The organism is Flavobacterium sp. KKT103 (assembly GCF_055640565.1).
Window position 1 is genome coordinate 1,740,016 of record NZ_CM145766.1, and the last position, 17,690, is coordinate 1,757,705.

Genomic DNA, 17,690 nt, shown 5'->3' on the forward strand with positions numbered 1-17,690 from the left:
TTGATTTTTGGCTTTGATGATGATTCGTTTTTTAAAAGTACTAGTACTCGACCTAGTAATTTCTTATGCAAATATATATCTAAAGAATGGTATCTTGTATCGCATAGTACCTAAAATTAACAATTTATTAACAAATTAAAATATTATGTACGCATAGTATTTTTTTGTATTTTAGCAACAAATCCAGCAAACATGAAACTTACAGCGTCTAAACTCAACAAATTTCTATTTTTTAAATTACCAGCAGCTTTTATCTGTGGCGTTCGTGTTAGGACGCTGGACGAGACGCACTGTATTGTAAAAGTCAAGCACCGCTGGATCAATCAAAATCCGTTTAACTCGATGTATTTTGCAGTGCAAGCCATGGCGGCTGAGTTAGCAACAGGTGCATTGGTAATGTATCAAATTCAAAAAAGCGGACGTAAAATATCCATGTTGGTTGCCAACAATAAAGGTAATTTTACTAAAAAAGCAACCGGATTAATCACTTTTACGTGTAAAGATGGTCACCTAATTGAGCAAGCTATTCAACAAACGATAGCCACAGGCGAAGGGCAAACCTTTTGGATGAAGTCCATAGGAGTGGATGAAAAAGGAGTACAAGTATCCGAAATGGATTTTGAATGGAGTGTACGAGTTAAATAAAGATACCTTAAATATACCTAATACAAAAAGCCTCTAGTTAGAGGCTTTTTGTATTTAGTTGAGTACCCATTTAAAAAAAGGGGCAGTAACAATGATGCTGTATAACTAAATTAGAAGTAAAAAAAATATAAATCACAGTGAAAGAGGATTTCATTTTCTTTATCAATAGCAGCTGGTTTTTATACTAAAATGCGAATTCTGCTTTGCTTTGATTTTCGAAAGTTATCAAGTGCTTTTGTTAAAACGAAATAAGCCAGTAAAGCATGTGCTTTACTGGCTTATTAGTTGTGGATAAATTTGTTATGGTATTATTATTTTTTTACTAATAGTCGTTGTGGTTGTTTTTACTTTGGTTATATAAACTCCTGACGCTACTTTCTTGATTGGTATTAGAATCTCCTGTTGGTCTTTATTTTTGATTGGAGTGTTTAAAATTGTTTGTCCAAGAATGTTATATAATACAATTTCAGTGATTTCTTCCTCAGTAGGGTTGTTTACGATGATTGCGTTTTGTGCATGTCGCACCATGATAGCATCTGATTGGTTTGCGAATTCTTCCGTACTTAATGTTTTTCCGTTGGTGAAACGCAAATAGAAACGATCGTGAACAACACCATCTTTCAATGTTACTTCGTAGGGTGTTGTCGTAATATCATTATAAGTGTCAGTTAGTTTGTCAAATATATAGAAGCGTTGGTTAGCATCGAAATTTTCTGCTTGATCAAGATTAAATGATACCTTGCCTTCGGCATCTGTTTTAACCCCAACAAGATAAGATGCTTTAGTATCAAAGGTTCCTTCTCCTTGAATAACCAGTTGGTTGTCGTTGTTTAAGAAATACATATCGTTAGGATAATCATCAATGTTTAAGGCGTCATAGCCTGCATCAATATTCTCCGTTGCTTTTTCATCCATAAAACCTAACAGAATCTGACGGTGAAAATCATCAGAAGAGTTAAATCCTAAACGCACTCTTTTTCGAGTATCTGCTATCTCCTCGTCATTGTCATTGGATTTCCATTGTTGCTTTTTGCCTTTTATTGTTTTGTACAGCACGTTAGAATAAGTAGCATCATCTTCCTTATGAAATCCACGTTGACTGTTCTTGAAAACCACTGTTCCTCCCGAACCTATTTTTCCGTTTACAAAGAAACCTTGTCCTACGGGTATAAAGCGATTTGGTATACCTCTAGAAGGTGTCCCAGCCTGCGTAATAAAGTCTACGCCCGATGAGGATGGTGCGATTCCACCGGTAAGATTTCGCACTGCGTATCCACCTTGGTAGGCACGTAGTATATGAGTGTTGTTGGTTGTGTAATGCTCCCAAAAATAGAGTGTACCGTCAATCGAAGGACTTGAAAAAGATTGAATGGCGCTTATGTTATCAGTAATAAAAGCATCAGCATCAATCGCAGATGGGTAAGGGTTTCCTGTTAGTAACAATTGATCATCTCCCACTGTGTTAGTTGCTATGGTTCCGTTGTTAGGTTTTCCAACAAAAGTATAGGTTTGATTTCCTAACGCACTTCCGCTTCCTTTCATGGTAAACCCTAAACCTACTCTCAAAGGAGCTGTTTCAAGAATCTGAGTCCAATTTGCGTAAGCATTACCTAAACTATCAAATTTATAAAGCCAATATCTTGCTACGCTAATAGGGGTTGTTGGCGCTCCGTCATAACCACCAACCCAGTTAATATTTTGTGGTGTAGTTGTGGTTCCATCTTTCATGATACCTGCAATACTGTAATCTTTGTTGTTTTGAGTCGTATTTATTGGGCTAACAGGAGAACTCCAATAGTTGTAATTGTATTTATTAGATTGTCCTAATTGGTCTCTTTCTATAAATCCTGAGGATGAGGTTTCAAGAATACTGCCTTCTGTTTGGACTAGTTGTGATTTTCCAACAAGGTCAATTTTGCCATTAACTTTTAAATAATGTGTTACTTCTAACTTGTTATTGTTATTGGCTTCAAGAGTATTGCTTTCTACAAGTAATCCTAGTACGGTTTTGTTTCCTGCGGTAGTTACTTTATTGGTGGTTTTAACGATATTCCAATCAATATAAGTAGTTCCGTCAACTCCTAAAGTATTTGGAATATTCCAAACACTGCCGTTTGTCCACGTTCCAGTTGTTTCCCATGCTGTATTTGCTTTGGTAGTGTAAGGTAGCGGAGCTGTTTCGGGCTGTGCCGTTATAATACCTATCAATTTACCATTTCTAAGATTTGCAGTTTTGTCAACTAAAAATCCATTTAAGATATCAGTTGATTGCGTCATTTGATAGTAACCTTCTAAGTTAGACCAACTAAGTCCCGGGATTGTCAAAGGTACAATAGCCCCTTGAACGTTTGTGCTCAAATTAGTAATACGTTGGTTCATCATTTGACGAGTTTGTGCAGTTGTAAGGGCCACATTCCAAATACGTAGTTCTTGCATGTAACCTTTAAAGTAGTTGGTAGGAAGATAAGGATAGCTCGTTCCTTGAATCATAGCACCTAATATACATTTAGCATTGGAGTTTGCTATTGGATTAACTCCAGGTACAGCATTTTTAACACTAATTCCGTCAATATATAAGTTGTATGCTGAGCCGTTGAACGTAACAGCTACATGATACCATCTTCCTGTTGTTACCGGGAAATTTGAGGTAATTGAATTACCATTATTCCAATTAAAAGAAATTACATTATTTACTATTCTTAAATCATATCCATCTGTAAGAGCACTTGAATTTCTTTTAGATAGTATCGTTTGGATGCTCGTATTTGCAGCTCCGGGTTTAATCCACGTTTCAATACTGAAAGAACCTGTATTTAAATTGTAGTTGTTTTTTAAATTGACATTGTCGTCTACACCGTCAAAATCTAGTTTGTTGCATAGCCCTATGCTTACAAGGACATCATCTAAAATAGGAGTACAGCTACCCCCACCAAACGGTAGAGTCCATCTCAAAGTGTAAACTCCTGAATTAGGACTTGAGAATTCAGCTGTTGGACTATTAATATTAGAGAAAACTTCGCCACCTCCAGCTGGGCCGCTTACAATTGACCATGTTCCTACCGTTCCTACCGTTCCAGCAAGATTGACAGAATCTATCCCGCAAACAGGAGGTGCTTTGTCTGGTCCAGCTAAAGCGGCAAAACAAGGACTGTTGGAGCTATTAAAATTTACTAAAATAGGTTTAAAAATAAGACCACCACAGCTAGATGTTGGATCACTACCTTGTGAAATTGGTAAATTATAAGCAGTGTTAGATATGGATCCATTTCCAGTAATAGCTCCATTTATCGAAAGATTTGCATTACACCCAGAATTAAATAAGGTAGCGCAATCAGTGGTTAATGTTACTTTAAAAATTAAACTTCCTAATAACGTATTTGGATCTGCGAGTAGCGGTATAGTACCTACATTCCAAATAACTGAATTTGTTGCAGAATCATAGTAAGGTGCGTTTGCTGGCGTAAATGACGGATGAATGTTGGCTGTTGAAATACTTCCAACTCCATACAAAGCGGAGGCAGGTACTGGTACCGAAATAATTGTATTAGTAGTGGCTTCTGAACCTCTATTTTTGATGTCAATTTTGTACTCTATTTCATCACCTGGTACAGCTGTAAGCGGAGTTGATGGTGTTACTCCTCCTATTTTATTCACGGAAATAAGTCCTTGTGGTTCAGGTATATAGGCATCAACAGACATAGCGAAACCAAATATGGTATAAACATCACCCGATGAACCATACCTAAATGTGGTAGACGTTTGATTGTTTCCAATGACTGAGTTTCCAGCGTTTGGAATGGTAAACATACTAAAGTCGACTCCTGAATTATTCTTTAAAATAGGGCTACTACTACCTACTGCTGGGACTGGAAAAATTGAAGAATTAAAAAAATTGGTAGTTGTGTTTCCGGCATGGTTTAAAGTGAGATAATTAGTAGCATTGTAGGTGTTAGGATCAGCATTTAGTTTTTGTACCGCTAGATAATCTCCAGTTATTCCAATATCTCCTTCAGCTGCCATTACCCCCAATTTCATATTTACTGGTCCTGATCCAACAGTAGTGAATCCTGAAATAGGAATATTTCCATATTCTCCAGAGTTGACGTTTGCATAACCGTCAAAAAGCGTTACTGCTCGGCTTTTCATAATTGGATTTTCATAGATAACGATCATAGTCCATCCTCCTGAAAATCCTGGCGAATCATTATTTGATCCTGCTTCTAATAGGGCGATGTCAGCAACAGTATATGCTCCTGGCCCATTTGCTTTCACATAATCGGTTATTTCTTGATATCCTACAAAAATACCACTGTAGGAAGTTCCAGGAAATAAAAGGTCCGTAGTCGAAGTAATATTGGTATATGTACTAGCAGCTGGTCCTTTAATTTTGATTACTTTTTTGTCAAATGCTTTTGTTTGAGTGGTGTAGGTGGGAACAGTTCCTGTTACATTCACTACGGCAGATGATGAGCTTTGAACTTGTCCGCTATTTAAGACCGTAGATGAACTTCTTATCAGTTGATTAATGGTTAGGTTGGCTCCTCCATCTGCGATTACGTATGGTGTGTTCAATGTGGCAGTAGCTACACCGCCTGAAATTACCATGCTGTATGGTATATTGGTAGCAGCACCACCGTTAATTGATAACGATATGGTTGGAGTGTTGTTAAATTCAAAAGCATAAGTGTTTCCATTGCCAGTGAAAGTATATATTGGCCATCTAAAACTACCAGAATTTCCTACGTTTATGAATAGGCCATAGTTAGAGTCAGTGATAGATTGATTGTGATATACTGTTGAATTGGTGTTCACTGTTTTGGTACCTGATTGTACTTGTTTAGATGCATTAAATGTATCGGTTGAACTTGATTTTCCAGTCCAATATAGTCCTGCAAAAAGTACTGTTGAACAATTTTGGCTAGCAGTATTTTCTCCTGCATTCGAAAGTTCAAGAGTTGCTTTAGAGGAATTAAAAGTAGTGGGATCCGTATCAGTGTCCACAAACTTCATATAGTTTTGTTGGTTATCAATATTGTCTCCATAAACGGCTAACGTTAAGTTGGTATTACCCAACATAGTGAAATCACCTTTGATGTTATAAAGTTTTTTAGTAGGTGTCGCAGCGGCTGACCTTTGTGAAAAATTTACTTGAGGTGTAGTTACAGTTTGTGCCACTATAGTGCTTGGTGAAACCAAAAAAGCAGCAAGAAATGCTGTTAATGATAGCCAATAATTAATTTTTTTAAAGTAATGTTTCTCCATAGCCTTCTCTTTTAACGATTGCTTATATTTTCATCTGTAATTTCTGTAGTCAGAAAGTATTTTGATTTTAATTAGTAGGTTCTTGATAGTAGAAGTTTTCTAATAAGCAGAATTTCCTAAGAAATATAAACGTGTGAATGTGCTGTTACTCTATGTAGCAATCTATTCACGCGTAAAAATAATTATTTTCATTTAAAAATAAAGATAAAATACAAAAAAAATCGATTAAAAGTACGTTTTATTAAATATTGTAAGCTTAAGCAGGTTAAATAAGTAAGTAGAAAATGTATTTTTTTTAATGATTAACTAATAATATATATATATTTAGATTGATGATTTTCTACTAACGATGAGCTTATATGAAGGTCTGAACTGTTGCTACTGCTTTTCCCACCAGATTTTTTTTTAGTAATTAATGTAGTTTATCTAGTCCTAAATAAACGATACAGATTATTAGGCTAAAAATAACTAATTTGACAAAGTAGAAAAATGGCTTAAAATCTGCCAACTAATCCAATACCTGTTTGCTTTCCATTGTAAAAAGGAGCAACCATAACCGCCGCTTTTGTTTCCTTTTTAAAAAGTAGTTTTTGCATTTTTGGATACAACCAATAGGCAGTTTTGGTACATAAAATACCAATTCCTGCACCAGCAGCTACATCGGTTAACCAATGACGGTCATTATACATTCTGAAAAAACCAGTTCCTGATGCTACGATATAGCCTGAAATTCCATACCAAATAGAAACAACTTTATATTCTTGCCAAAGAAATTCGGCTCCTGCAAAGGCCGTAGCGGTATGACCAGACGGAAAGGAATTAAACGAGGAACCATCTGGGCGTTGGACGTGAGTGCTATTTTTTATAGGTAGTGTAGTGGCTGCAACTAATAAATAAGAAGTAGCCAGAATTAGAGATCGGTCCTTAAAATTACTTTTACCTTTTATGCCTAGTGCGTTTAAAGCATAAACTGAAGCTGCGGGTACGTATTGTGTAAAGTCATCGATCGTTATTTTGTGATCAATGTTTTCATTAACCTCTTCTTTAATTTCTAAGTTTAAATTTTTAAGAGCAACACTCTCAATGCCAATCACGCCATAACCAATAAGAACTGAAGGAATAATTAATTCCTTATAACTAATTTTTTTAGTGGACGCAGAATCTTGTTTTACTTCCTGAGCAAGCATAGATTGACAGCTTATAAGTACTGATAAAAGGAGTTTGTAATTCATTCTTTTTTAAATTATGACTGAAAAATTTCGAATACAATAAGTAGGGATTGCTGTATGATATTATTATTTCCAATTATTTTATGTTCAAATATCAATTTCAATTCTGTATTAAAACTGTATTTTTGATAAACGATAGATTTAGAATAGATTTCCGTACTACTTTTACTGCTGAATTATTTACTTAAACTTTATGTATGAAAATCTTACTCATTGAAGATGAAATAGAAATGCAAAAAAGTATTACTCGATACTTGGAGCTTGAAAAGAATTTAGTTGAAGTAGCCAATGATTTTAATAGTGCATATGAAAAAATACAAGTATATGAATACGACTGTGTTTTACTAGACATTACTTTGCCTAATGGCAATGGTTTAGATTTAATAAAAACCATTAAAAATAGTAGACCTAAAACAGGAATTATTATTATTTCTGCCAAAAATTCATTCGACGATAAAATTGATGGATTAAATTTAGGGGCAGATGATTACTTGCCTAAACCCTTCTATCTACCCGAATTAAATGCTCGCATAAAAGCGTTGGTTAGACGCAATAATTTTGATGGAGAGAATGTAATTGTTATCAATGAAATCTCTTTATATCCAGAGGAGAGAAAAGTCTTGATTAATAACAATCCGATTAATTTAACTTCAAAAGAGTTTGATTTATTGGTTTATTTTATTGCCAATAAAAATAGAGTGATACAAAAAAATGCTTTGGTAGAGCACCTATGGGGAGATAGTGCTGATCAATTTGACAATTTTGATTTTATCTACAATCACGTAAAAAACCTAAGAAAGAAACTGCTCGCGACCCATTGTAATGACTACATTCAATCCATATATGGTATAGGCTATACTTTTAAAACAGAAATATGAAGCTACTAACAAAAACAAGCCGATATTATATCCTTTATACCATTCCGGTAATTGTATTTTCTGCCATCTTTATTTATTTTTTTCTTCTTAATGAAATTGGAGAAAGCAATGAATCTATTTTGTTAACGAGAGTTAAAGTAATTGAAAATTATATTGCAAAAGGAAATACGACTGTTTTAAATGTATTTGAAGTTAATAATGAGGTTTATATAAAAGAAATAGCAAAGGATCACCTTATTCCACAATCGATAAAGGATACTTTGATGTATTCTGAGATTGAAAATGAATATGTTGGGAGTAAAATGATAGAAAAAAACGCTGTCATAAACGGGCGAAATTATCAAATTAAAGTTTGGAAGAGTACCATAGAATATGATGAATTAGTAGAAGTCGTATCGGTCGTGTTTATTATTATGTTGTTGGTGCTTTTTTTAGTGACAGCATATATAAATAGTAGCATTTCGAAGCTCATTTGGACACCATTTAAGAACACCTTAGATTATATTAAAGATTTTAGTGTGCGTACAACAGATTATAAAAAATTAGAATCCAATGAAATTACGGAGTTTAGCGAACTAAATTCTTCTATAAATCACATGACTTCAAAAATGATTAGTGATTACAAAAACCAGAAAAAATTTGCAGAAAATGCTTCGCATGAATTTCAAACTCCATTAGCTATAATAAAAGGTAAGGTAGATTTATTACTTCAAGAAAACACGTTAAATGAAGAATCTTTGACGTTGTTAGTTTCTATTGAAAAGGCAACTAGTCGTTTGAGTAGAATAAATAAATCATTGTTATTGCTTTCTAAAATAGAAAACCAACAATACGAAAAAACAGATACGGTTGCGCTACTTCCTTTAATTGAAAAAGTTAGAGAGGTAAATGAATATTTTATTTTAGATAAAAACTTGCAGTTTGTTTGTGAAGTGATGGAGAATTTGTGTTTTACCATTAATTCAGAATTATGTTTTATTTTAATTAATAATTTAATTCAAAATGCTGTCAGACATAATGTTAATAATGGACAAATTACAATTTTGATAAATGAGGGAATGCTACAGATAAGCAATACGGGTGCATTAGAACCTTTGGATGAGTTTAGTGTTTTTGAACGTTTCGAAAAAAAATCTTCTAATACCAATTCTATAGGTTTAGGATTAGCGATAGTGAAAGAAATAGCAGAAGCAAATTCGATTACTGTTTTATATAAATACGAAAACAAGGAGCACGTTTTTTCTTTGAGTCAGCTTAAAAAACAGATTTGAAATAGATTCATGATTAATATTTGTTGAATAATTTAAAAACAGCAATCATGAAAAATGTAATTTTATTTACCGCTATTGCAATAAGTGCGATAGGTTGTGCACAATCCAAAGGGAACAAAGAAGTACCTAAAATAGTTAAAGAAGCTTTCCAGAAAGACTATCCAAATACAAAAGTAGACTGGGATGTTGAAAAAGACGGTTTTGAAGCAGAGTTTAAAATGAACGGAAAGGACGCTTCTGCAAACTATGATAAAGCTGGACATAAGTTAGCTATAGAAATTGAAATCAAAGAAACGGAAATGCCTGCTAAGGCGTTAGCATATATAGCAAGTACTTATCCTAACAAAAAAATAAAAGAAACCGCTAAAATAACAGATGATAAAAAGGTAGTTACCTACGAAGCGGAAGTTACAATTGATGGAAAAATTTGTGATTTGATTTTTGATGCTTCAGGGAAATTCTTAAAACTGGTTAAAGACTAATAATCAGAAATAATCACTTGTGTTTATTATAAGAACACCTTTTCATTAAGGTGTTCTAATTTTTCATCTTTATCCTATGCGAATCTTTTTACTCTTCATAACGACACTTATTTCAATTGCTTCTTTTTCACAAAAAAGAGAGGTGAGTTTTTTTATCGAAAAAGCACTTTTGAACACGGCTTTGTTAGACGATTTGAATAATCAATCCAATTCTTTGTCAATAGATAGCTTATTGTATAAAGCCAATTTAAAGCCACAATTAAATGCAAACCTATTTGCTAATTATGCACCAGTAATAAATAATTATGGGTATGATACTGCGATTAGTAACGGACAAAATGTTAGTGGTTTAGTGAGCTTTTCGCAAAAGATTTTTGGCAAAAGTCAAAAAAATAATCAGCTTGGCGCTATCACTTTATTAAAAGATAAAATTGATATTAATAAGAAAATAACGAAAAATGATATTGCTAAAGCAATTTGTTTGCAATATATCGTTGCCTTTTCGGATAATAATCAATTTTTAAACCTTCAAAAGCAATTGGGTTTACTGAATTCCGAATTAGAAATTCTTAAAAAGTTTACTCAGAAATCCATCTATAAACAAACCGATTATTTGCTGTTTTTATCCACAGTAAAACAGCAAGAATTAATCCTGCTTCAGATGAAATACCAATTTGAAAATGATTTAGGAATACTGAATTATTTATCTGGAACGAATGAAAAATCGAACATTGTATTAATCGAACCCCAAATCGAATTAAAACAACTCATTAATTCAGAACATTCTATTTACAATCAGCAATTTGAAATTGATAGTTTGAGTATCGAAAATCAAAAACATACTATTGCAAATAATTACAAACCATCCTTACTATTATTAGCAGATGCCGGTTACAGTTCGACTTTAGTAGGACAATATTATAAGAATTTTGGAAATAGTGTTGGTTTTAATCTTTCGATTCCTATTTATGATGGAAACCAAAGAAAACTCCAAATCACTAAAAACAAATTAGCTTCTGAAACCAATTTTGCCTATAAAAAGCAATTTGAAAGACAGTTTAAGCAGCAGCAAGAACAGTTAGTGTTGAAATTAAGTCAGAACGAAATGATTAATGAGCAACTGCAAACTCAGTTAAAAATTAACCAAACGCTACTCGACGCTTTTAATAAATTATTGGTCACCGGAAATGCAATTATTCCAGACTTTGTTATGGCATTGGGAAATGCACTGTCAATTACAAATGCAATTGCTCAAAACAATACAGACCGCCTACTGTTAATTAATGAACTTAATTATTGGAATACAAATGAAAAATAAGATAACGATACCCATTATAATTGTATTATTTGTAATCCTTTTACAGTCTTGTAAAAAAGAAGAAGTGGCTATTACAGAAACCGAAACTATTATTCCAGTAACGGTAACAACTATTGACACGACTGGGATTGATGATTATGAAGAAGTTTCTGGAACGGTTTCTTATATAGTTAAAACACCAATAAAATCAATCATTACGGGCTTTATTACAGCGGTTAATGCAAAAACGAATGACAAAGTTGCAAAAGGAAAGCGTTTGTTTTCGATAAAAACCAAGGAAGCAATTGCTCTGGGAAATGATGTAAATAAATTAGATCCTAAATTAAATTTTGGAAGTGCAGTTTCAATTCCCGCCAGTTCCACAGGGTTTATTACTGCGGTTAATGTAGAAAACGGTAACTATGTTCAAGAAGGAGATGTATTGGCCATTATCAATGATTCTAATAATTATGGAGTTGTAATAAATGTTCCTTTCGAATTGAAAAAACACATTACTATCAATCAACAGCTATCGATTTACTTACCAGACGGAAGCTCTATTTCAGCAACAGTGAAGCAATTTATTCCTGCGGTAGATGCCAGTTCGCAGATGCAAAGCGTATTTTTAAAAATGAATTCAAATGAGGTTTTACCTGAAAATTTGATTGTTTCGGTACGTATTCCAAAATCGAATAAATCGGCTATAATTACACTGCCAAAGACCGCTATTTTAAGTAATGAAATAGAAACGGACTATTGGGTTATGTTGCTTAAAAATGATTCTACGGCTATTAAAGTTCCTGTTCAAATTGGGTTAAAAAACCAAGAAAGAACAGAAATAATTTCCCCGAAATTTAAAGCAACAGATAAAATAGTCACTTCTGGAAACTATGGAGTAGGAGATACCATCAAGGTGAAAATTATAAAAAGTGCCAAATAATGAATAATTTTTTTGTAAAACATAAAAGCGGTTTAAGCACTTTAATTTTCTTGGTATTATTGGGAGGTATTTTTGCGTACTCTAAAATGCAAACCAGCTTATTTCCAGAAATTACTTTTCCAAAAATAAAAGTCATTGCCGATGCAGGGCAGCAACCGGTAGATAAAATGATGGTTACTGTTACTAAATCATTAGAAAATGCGATAAAGAAAATACCCAATCTAAAAACAGTTCGAAGCACAACTAGTAGAGGAAGTTGCGAAATTTCTGCGTTCGTAGATTGGAAAGCTGATTTAGATGTTAGTAAACAACAAATCGAATCTAGAATTAATCAGATTAGAACTGATTTACCAGCAGGTATTCAAATAACAGTAGAAAAGATGAATCCGTCTATTCTTCCTGTTATCGGTTACGCATTGGAAAGCACGAATAGATCGCCTATTGAATTAAAAAAAATAGCCAATTTCACGATAAAACCTTTTCTGTCACAAGTAGATGGAGTAAGCGAAGTTAGAGTGATAGGAGGGAAAGAAAAAGAATATTGGATAGAGCTTAATCAGAGTAAAATGGTTGCTTATGGCATCACTCCCGAGGCCGTTTCTCAGGTTTTAAGCCAAACCAATTTTATTACTTCCAATGGGTATTTGGCAGACAATCGCTTTTTATATTTAACCTTAACGGATGCTCAGATTGCTACTAAATCAGATTTAGAGAATCTAGTAGTTATAAACAACGGGAAAGGGATCATAACCCTAAAAGATATTGCAACGGTCGCCATTGAAGAAGCTAAAGAATACATTAAGGTAAATGCTAACGGAAAAGAAAGTGTCTTAATTGCAATCATAAAACAACCAGGTGCCAATTTAATTACCATGTCAACGGACATGGATGCAAAGCTGAAAGAACTGGAAAAAATAATTCCAAAGGATATAAAAATCAAACCTTATTATGAGCAATCCAGTTTTGTGGGCGATGCCGTAAAAAGCGTTACAGATAGTTTATTAATTGGATTGTTTTTAGCAATCATTGTGGCTATTTTATTTTTAAAATCGGTTAAAGCAAGTGCTACTATTTTAATTGTAATTCCGGTAACACTTTGTGCTACTTTGCTAGTTTTATATTTTACAGGACAAACTTTTAATATCATGACGCTGGGCGCAATCGCTGCCGCTTTAGGTCTTATTATTGATGACGCGATCGTGGTTGTGGAGCAAATTCACAGAACCCATGAGGAACATCCTGATGAGCCCACGACAGCTTTGTTACAAAAAGCAATTCACTATCTTTTTCCTGCCATGGTAGGTTCGTCTTTATGTACCATTGTTATTTTTCTTCCTTTTGCATTAATGAGCGGAGTTGCCGGTGCTTATTTTAAAGTGCTAACAGATACAATGATTATCACATTAATCTGTTCGTTTTTTGTCACGTGGATACTATTACCAGTTGTTTATTTGTTACTTACGAAGAAAGAGAGCAACTTTACTGAAGTAAAATCAACAACGGAACATCACGATGTTAAAAGTCAAAATTGGGTGGCTTATTTTATTGAAAAACCGCTACTGAGTTTTGCTTTTTGTGCACTATTAATTATTTCAATAATTTTAATTTTGCCCCGATTAGAAACTGGCTTTTTACCAGAGATGGATGAAGGAAGTGTCGTTTTAGATTATGAATCACCACCAGGAACTTCATTAGAAGAAACGGATCGGATGTTAATTGAGGTAGAGAAAATAATACATACTATTCCAGAAGTAGAAGCGTATAGCAGAAGAACGGGGACACAAATGGGCTTTTTTATTACGGAACCGAACAGAGGTGATTATTTAATTCAGCTTAAGAAAGACCGATCTAAAACTAGTAACGATATTATTGACGAAATTAGATTAAAAGTAGAAACTTCACAGCCTGCACTTCGAATCGATTTTGGTCAGGTGATTGGTGATATGTTGGGAGATTTAATGAGTTCTGTTTCGCCTATTGAGGTAAAAGTTTTTGGAAACAATCAACAAGAATTGCAAAAAATCGCAAAACAAGTAGCCCAAATTGTCGAAAAAACAGAAGGGACTGCTGATGTATTTGATGGGATTGTTTACGCCGGACCTTCGATTAGTATTACGCCTAATTACAATCAATTATCTCAATACGGCATTACTCCAGCTAATTTGCAATTTCAATTGCAAACGGTGTTAGAAGGGAATGTGATTGGTTCTATTTTGGAATTGGATAAAGCGGTACCGATACGTATGATTTACCCCAATACTCAAAACAGAAATTTAGAAGAAATCAGAAAGATATTTATTTTTTTACCAAACGGAAAATCAATTCCCATTACTAATCTAGTTACCATTTCGATTTCAAAAGGAATTGCCGAAATAGAACGCGAAAATTTACAGATGATGTGCGTTGTTACCGGAAGGTTAGACAATAAAGATTTAGGTACGGTGATGCAAAACATTAAAAAAGAAGTATCCAGCAAAGTGACGCTCCCGAGTGGTTATTACATTGATTATGCAGGAGCTTACAAAGACCAGCAGCAATCATTTAAGGAATTGTTGCTTATTTTATTGGCTTCGTGTTTATTAGTTTTTGGCGTTTTGTTATTTCTGTTTCGAAATCTAAAAGTAGCTTTTATTCTGCTGTTTATTTCGGTTTTGGGTATCGCTGGAAGTTATTTATTATTGTTCTTGACAAACACACCATTAAATGTTGGTAGCTACACCGGATTGATTATGATTGTCGGCATTATTAGTGAAAATGCCATTTTTACTTATTTACAATTTAAAGAAACCTTTCTTAGTTCGAATAATAAAAAGCAATCGTTGGTCTATGCGATTTCAACACGTTTGCGACCAAAATTGATGACTGCTTTAGGAGCCATTATTGCGTTATTGCCATTGGCGATTGGTATCGGAACGGGTTCAGAGTTGCATCAACCTTTAGCAATTGCAGTGATTGGTGGTTTTCTAATAGCAATGCCTTTACTTTTGATCGTATTACCAAGTTTATTGTTTTATTTTAAAGTTGCTGATAAGATTGACTAATACTTTTTTTTGGTAGGGTGGTTTTGTTGGAATTATAATAAAGAATTGGAGTATCTAGCTAATAAAAAACCCTTAATCAATTGATGATTAAGGGTTTGTTTTTGTAGCGAGAACGAGATTTGAACTCGTGACCTCAGGGTTATGAATCCTGCGCTCTAACCGACTGAGCTACCTCGCCAAAATGATTCAATTGTTATCCTCTTGAATGCGGGTGCAAATATAAAAATTATAAATCATCTTGCAAGCATATTTGAAGAAAAAAAAATATTTTTAAAAACGTTTTTTTTTCGGCATTAAATTCTATATATTCGGAAAAAATTACTAACACTGATGGATCAAAAAATACGTTACGAAATCGAGTTCCCAATCAACTCCTCCCCACAATTGTTATACCAGTATATCTCAACTCCATCTGGACTCTCGGAGTGGTTTGCTGACAATGTGAACTCACGTGGTGAGTTTTTTACTTTTATCTGGGATGACTCTGAGGAGAAGGCTAGATTGGCTTCTAAGAAATCAGGTGAGAAGGTAAAGTTTAAATGGGTCGACAGTAATAATAAGGATACCGAGTATTTTTTTGAATTACATATATTAGTAGATGAGTTGACGAAAGATGTTTCTTTAATGGTGGTTGATTTTGCTGAAAAAGAAGAGGTAGAAGAAGCAACTCAATTATGGGAAAATCAGATATCAGATTTGAAACATCTAATTGGATCTGTCTAGTTAAATTGTGTTTTATAACTTACCTTTGCCCTAAATTTTAATTAGGGCTTTTTTTATGATTAATTTTAACGGAACACTCGTTGAGCAGGATACAAATATATTGACGCAAAATCGTGCTTTTTTATACGGAGATGCAGTATTTGAAACCATTAAAATTCTTAATGGTACCATTCTTTTTTTAGAAGATCACTATTTTAGGCTTATGGCTTCAATGCGAGTTGTTCGCATGGAAATCCCTATGAATTTTACCATGGAGTATCTAGAAGAGCAACTTCTTGCTACTGCTGGTGCTTCCCAACTATTAGCTTCTTCGCGGGTACGGATCACGGTTTTTAGAAACGATGGTGGTTATTATTTGCCAACTACCAATGAGGTTTCTTTTCTTATTCATTCTTCTGCGATTGAATTTCCACTGTATAGCTTTGAAAAAGCAACCTACGAAGTAGATTTATTTAAAGATTTTTATGTCACTAAGCAATTACTGTCGTCCATAAAAACAACAAATAGAATGTTGAATATTACGGCTAGTATTTTTGCTCATGAAAATAGGTTAGACAATTGCTTGCTGTTAAATGATTCAAAAAATGTAGTGGAAGCAATTCAAGGCAATATTTTTATGGTCATGGGTAATAAGTTAATTACACCTCCAATTTCTGAAGGCTGCTTAAACGGTGTGATGAGAAAGCAGATTATAACACTAGCAAAAAAAATGAATTCAATAGAGGTTGAAGAAGCTGTTATCTCGCCCTTCGATCTGCAAAAAGCTGATGAATTGTTTGTCACTAATGTGATTAAAGGAATTCAGCCAATTACCAAGTATAGAAAAAAGGAGTTCAAAAGCGATATTGCCAATGAATTATTGGTAAAACTTAATGAATTTATAACGAAGGTTTAGTTTAAATAAGGGTTCTCTGGAGCATTAGACCATATGAGGTAATCTCCACCGAGTTCCATAATTTGTTCTTTCCAAAAATTAGTACTCGATTTCCCAATTATTTTATTTTTGTAATTGTTAGTAGTAACAATCCACGAGTTAGCGTTCATTTCTGTTTCTAATTGGTTTTTACCCCAGCCGGTATATCCTAAGAAAAACCGAATATTGCCTTTATGGATCGTGCCATTATTAATCAGCTCTTTGGCTGATTCAAAATCGCCTCCCCAGTAAATTCCATTAGAGATCTCAATGCTGTTTGGAATTAAATCAGGGATATTGTGAATAAAATAAAGGTTGTCTTGTTCGACCGGACCACCATTGTATATTTTGAATCGTGCATTTACTTCGGGTATTAAATCATTAATAGTGTACTTAAGTGGTTTATTGATAATAAAACCTACTGATCCTTCTTTATCATGGTCTGCTAATAAAATTACAGATCTATTAAATGATAAATCTCCAATTATAGAAGGTTCAGAAATAAGCAGTTGCCCTTTTATTAGTGTTTCAGTAATCATGTTTGCTGTAATTTTTTTATTAAATTTAATAAAAAAAAATAAAATTAAGCAAATTTTTAACTTTAAATGTAAAAAAAAACCTTCCGTAAGGAAGGTTTAAGCTATATTAAGATGCTCTTAAAATCGTGTAATTAGTTTACAGCTCCTTCTAATTCAGCTCCAGCTTTAAATTTTACAACATTTTTAGCTGCAATTTGAATCGTTTTTCCTGTTTGAGGATTTCTTCCGTCTCTTGCTGCTCTAGCAGATACTGACCATGATCCAAAACCTACTAAAGAAATTCTTCCACCCTTTTTTAACGTTCCGCTTACGTTACCTAAAAAAGACTCTAAAGCTAATTTTGCAGCTGCTTTGGTGATTCCTGCATCTGCAGCAATAGCATCGATTAATTCTGATTTGTTCATAATAATAGTTATTAATTGTTGGTTAAATAAATTGTTAATACACAAATTTAGCATGAAATCCTTACC

The 17,690-nt window shown here is 33.7% G+C and carries 13 protein-coding genes and 1 tRNA gene; 9 read left to right on the top strand and 5 right to left on the bottom strand.

Annotated features, from left to right (window positions below):
- Positions 1-192: 192 nt before the first annotated feature.
- Complete coding sequence (locus ACZ2G0_RS07500) at positions 193-645, top strand: DUF4442 domain-containing protein (protein ID WP_300288759.1); 453 nt, start codon at positions 193-195, stop codon at positions 643-645.
- Positions 646-945: 300 nt separating this feature from the next.
- On the opposite strand, the gene ACZ2G0_RS07505 is transcribed toward ACZ2G0_RS07500, so the two are convergent.
- Together ACZ2G0_RS07505 and ACZ2G0_RS07510 are read right to left on the bottom strand one after the other, a co-directional pair.
- A complete protein-coding gene (locus tag ACZ2G0_RS07505) occupies positions 946-5,907 on the bottom strand; it encodes a LamG domain-containing protein (RefSeq protein ID WP_470309707.1) in 4,962 nt (1,653 codons plus the stop codon).
- A 494-nt stretch (positions 5,908-6,401) separates the two neighbouring features.
- Entirely contained in the window at positions 6,402-7,139 is a 738-nt protein-coding gene (locus tag ACZ2G0_RS07510; protein WP_470309708.1) for a phosphatase PAP2 family protein, read from the bottom strand.
- 194 nt (positions 7,140-7,333) lie between these two features.
- Between ACZ2G0_RS07510 and ACZ2G0_RS07515 the strand changes: the two genes are divergently transcribed.
- The 6 genes from ACZ2G0_RS07515 (at position 7,334) to ACZ2G0_RS07540 (ending at position 15,045) form a co-directional block, all read left to right on the top strand.
- Positions 7,334-8,014 carry a response regulator transcription factor gene (locus tag ACZ2G0_RS07515; protein ID WP_470309709.1) on the top strand — a complete coding sequence of 227 codons (681 nt, stop codon included), beginning with the start codon at positions 7,334-7,336 and terminating at the stop codon, positions 8,012-8,014.
- Positions 8,011-9,285 (top strand): sensor histidine kinase, encoded by a 1,275-nt coding sequence (locus tag ACZ2G0_RS07520; RefSeq protein WP_470309710.1) that lies wholly within the window; start codon positions 8,011-8,013, stop codon positions 9,283-9,285. The genes ACZ2G0_RS07515 and ACZ2G0_RS07520 overlap by 4 nt, the downstream gene beginning before the upstream one ends.
- Before the next feature lie 47 nt (positions 9,286-9,332).
- Positions 9,333-9,767: a PepSY-like domain-containing protein gene (locus ACZ2G0_RS07525; protein WP_470309711.1), complete on the top strand. Its 435-nt coding sequence runs from the start codon at positions 9,333-9,335 to the stop codon at positions 9,765-9,767.
- A 142-nt stretch (positions 9,768-9,909) separates the two neighbouring features.
- The gene (locus ACZ2G0_RS07530; RefSeq protein ID WP_470309712.1) at positions 9,910-11,085 is read left to right on the top strand and encodes a TolC family protein; all 1,176 of its coding nucleotides are present in this window, start codon (positions 9,910-9,912) and stop codon (positions 11,083-11,085) included.
- Positions 11,075-12,004: an efflux RND transporter periplasmic adaptor subunit gene (locus ACZ2G0_RS07535; RefSeq protein ID WP_470309713.1), complete on the top strand. Its 930-nt coding sequence runs from the start codon at positions 11,075-11,077 to the stop codon at positions 12,002-12,004. The genes ACZ2G0_RS07530 and ACZ2G0_RS07535 overlap by 11 nt, the downstream gene beginning before the upstream one ends.
- A complete protein-coding gene (locus tag ACZ2G0_RS07540; RefSeq protein WP_470309714.1) occupies positions 12,004-15,045 on the top strand; it encodes an efflux RND transporter permease subunit in 3,042 nt (1,013 codons plus the stop codon). Before ACZ2G0_RS07535 ends, ACZ2G0_RS07540 begins: the two co-directional genes overlap by 1 nt.
- A 104-nt stretch (positions 15,046-15,149) precedes the next feature.
- Here the strand turns inward: ACZ2G0_RS07540 and ACZ2G0_RS07545 are convergent.
- Positions 15,150-15,223 (bottom strand) — tRNA-Met (locus ACZ2G0_RS07545).
- Positions 15,224-15,375: 152 nt separating this feature from the next.
- On the opposite strand from ACZ2G0_RS07545, the gene ACZ2G0_RS07550 reads away from it, so the two are divergent.
- Positions 15,376-15,768: an START-like domain-containing protein gene (locus tag ACZ2G0_RS07550; protein ID WP_470309716.1), complete on the top strand. Its 393-nt coding sequence runs from the start codon at positions 15,376-15,378 to the stop codon at positions 15,766-15,768.
- A 55-nt stretch (positions 15,769-15,823) separates the two neighbouring features.
- Positions 15,824-16,663 (top strand): aminotransferase class IV, encoded by an 840-nt coding sequence (locus ACZ2G0_RS07555; protein WP_470309717.1) that lies wholly within the window; start codon positions 15,824-15,826, stop codon positions 16,661-16,663.
- Here ACZ2G0_RS07555 and ACZ2G0_RS07560 read toward each other — a convergent pair.
- Complete coding sequence (locus ACZ2G0_RS07560; protein WP_470309718.1) at positions 16,660-17,220, bottom strand: YqgE/AlgH family protein; 561 nt, start codon at positions 17,218-17,220, stop codon at positions 16,660-16,662. The two genes, ACZ2G0_RS07555 and ACZ2G0_RS07560, sit on opposite strands and share 4 nt — an antisense overlap.
- A 131-nt stretch (positions 17,221-17,351) precedes the next feature.
- Complete coding sequence (locus tag ACZ2G0_RS07565) at positions 17,352-17,624, bottom strand: HU family DNA-binding protein (RefSeq protein WP_187009898.1); 273 nt, start codon at positions 17,622-17,624, stop codon at positions 17,352-17,354.
- Positions 17,625-17,690 lie beyond the last annotated feature (66 nt).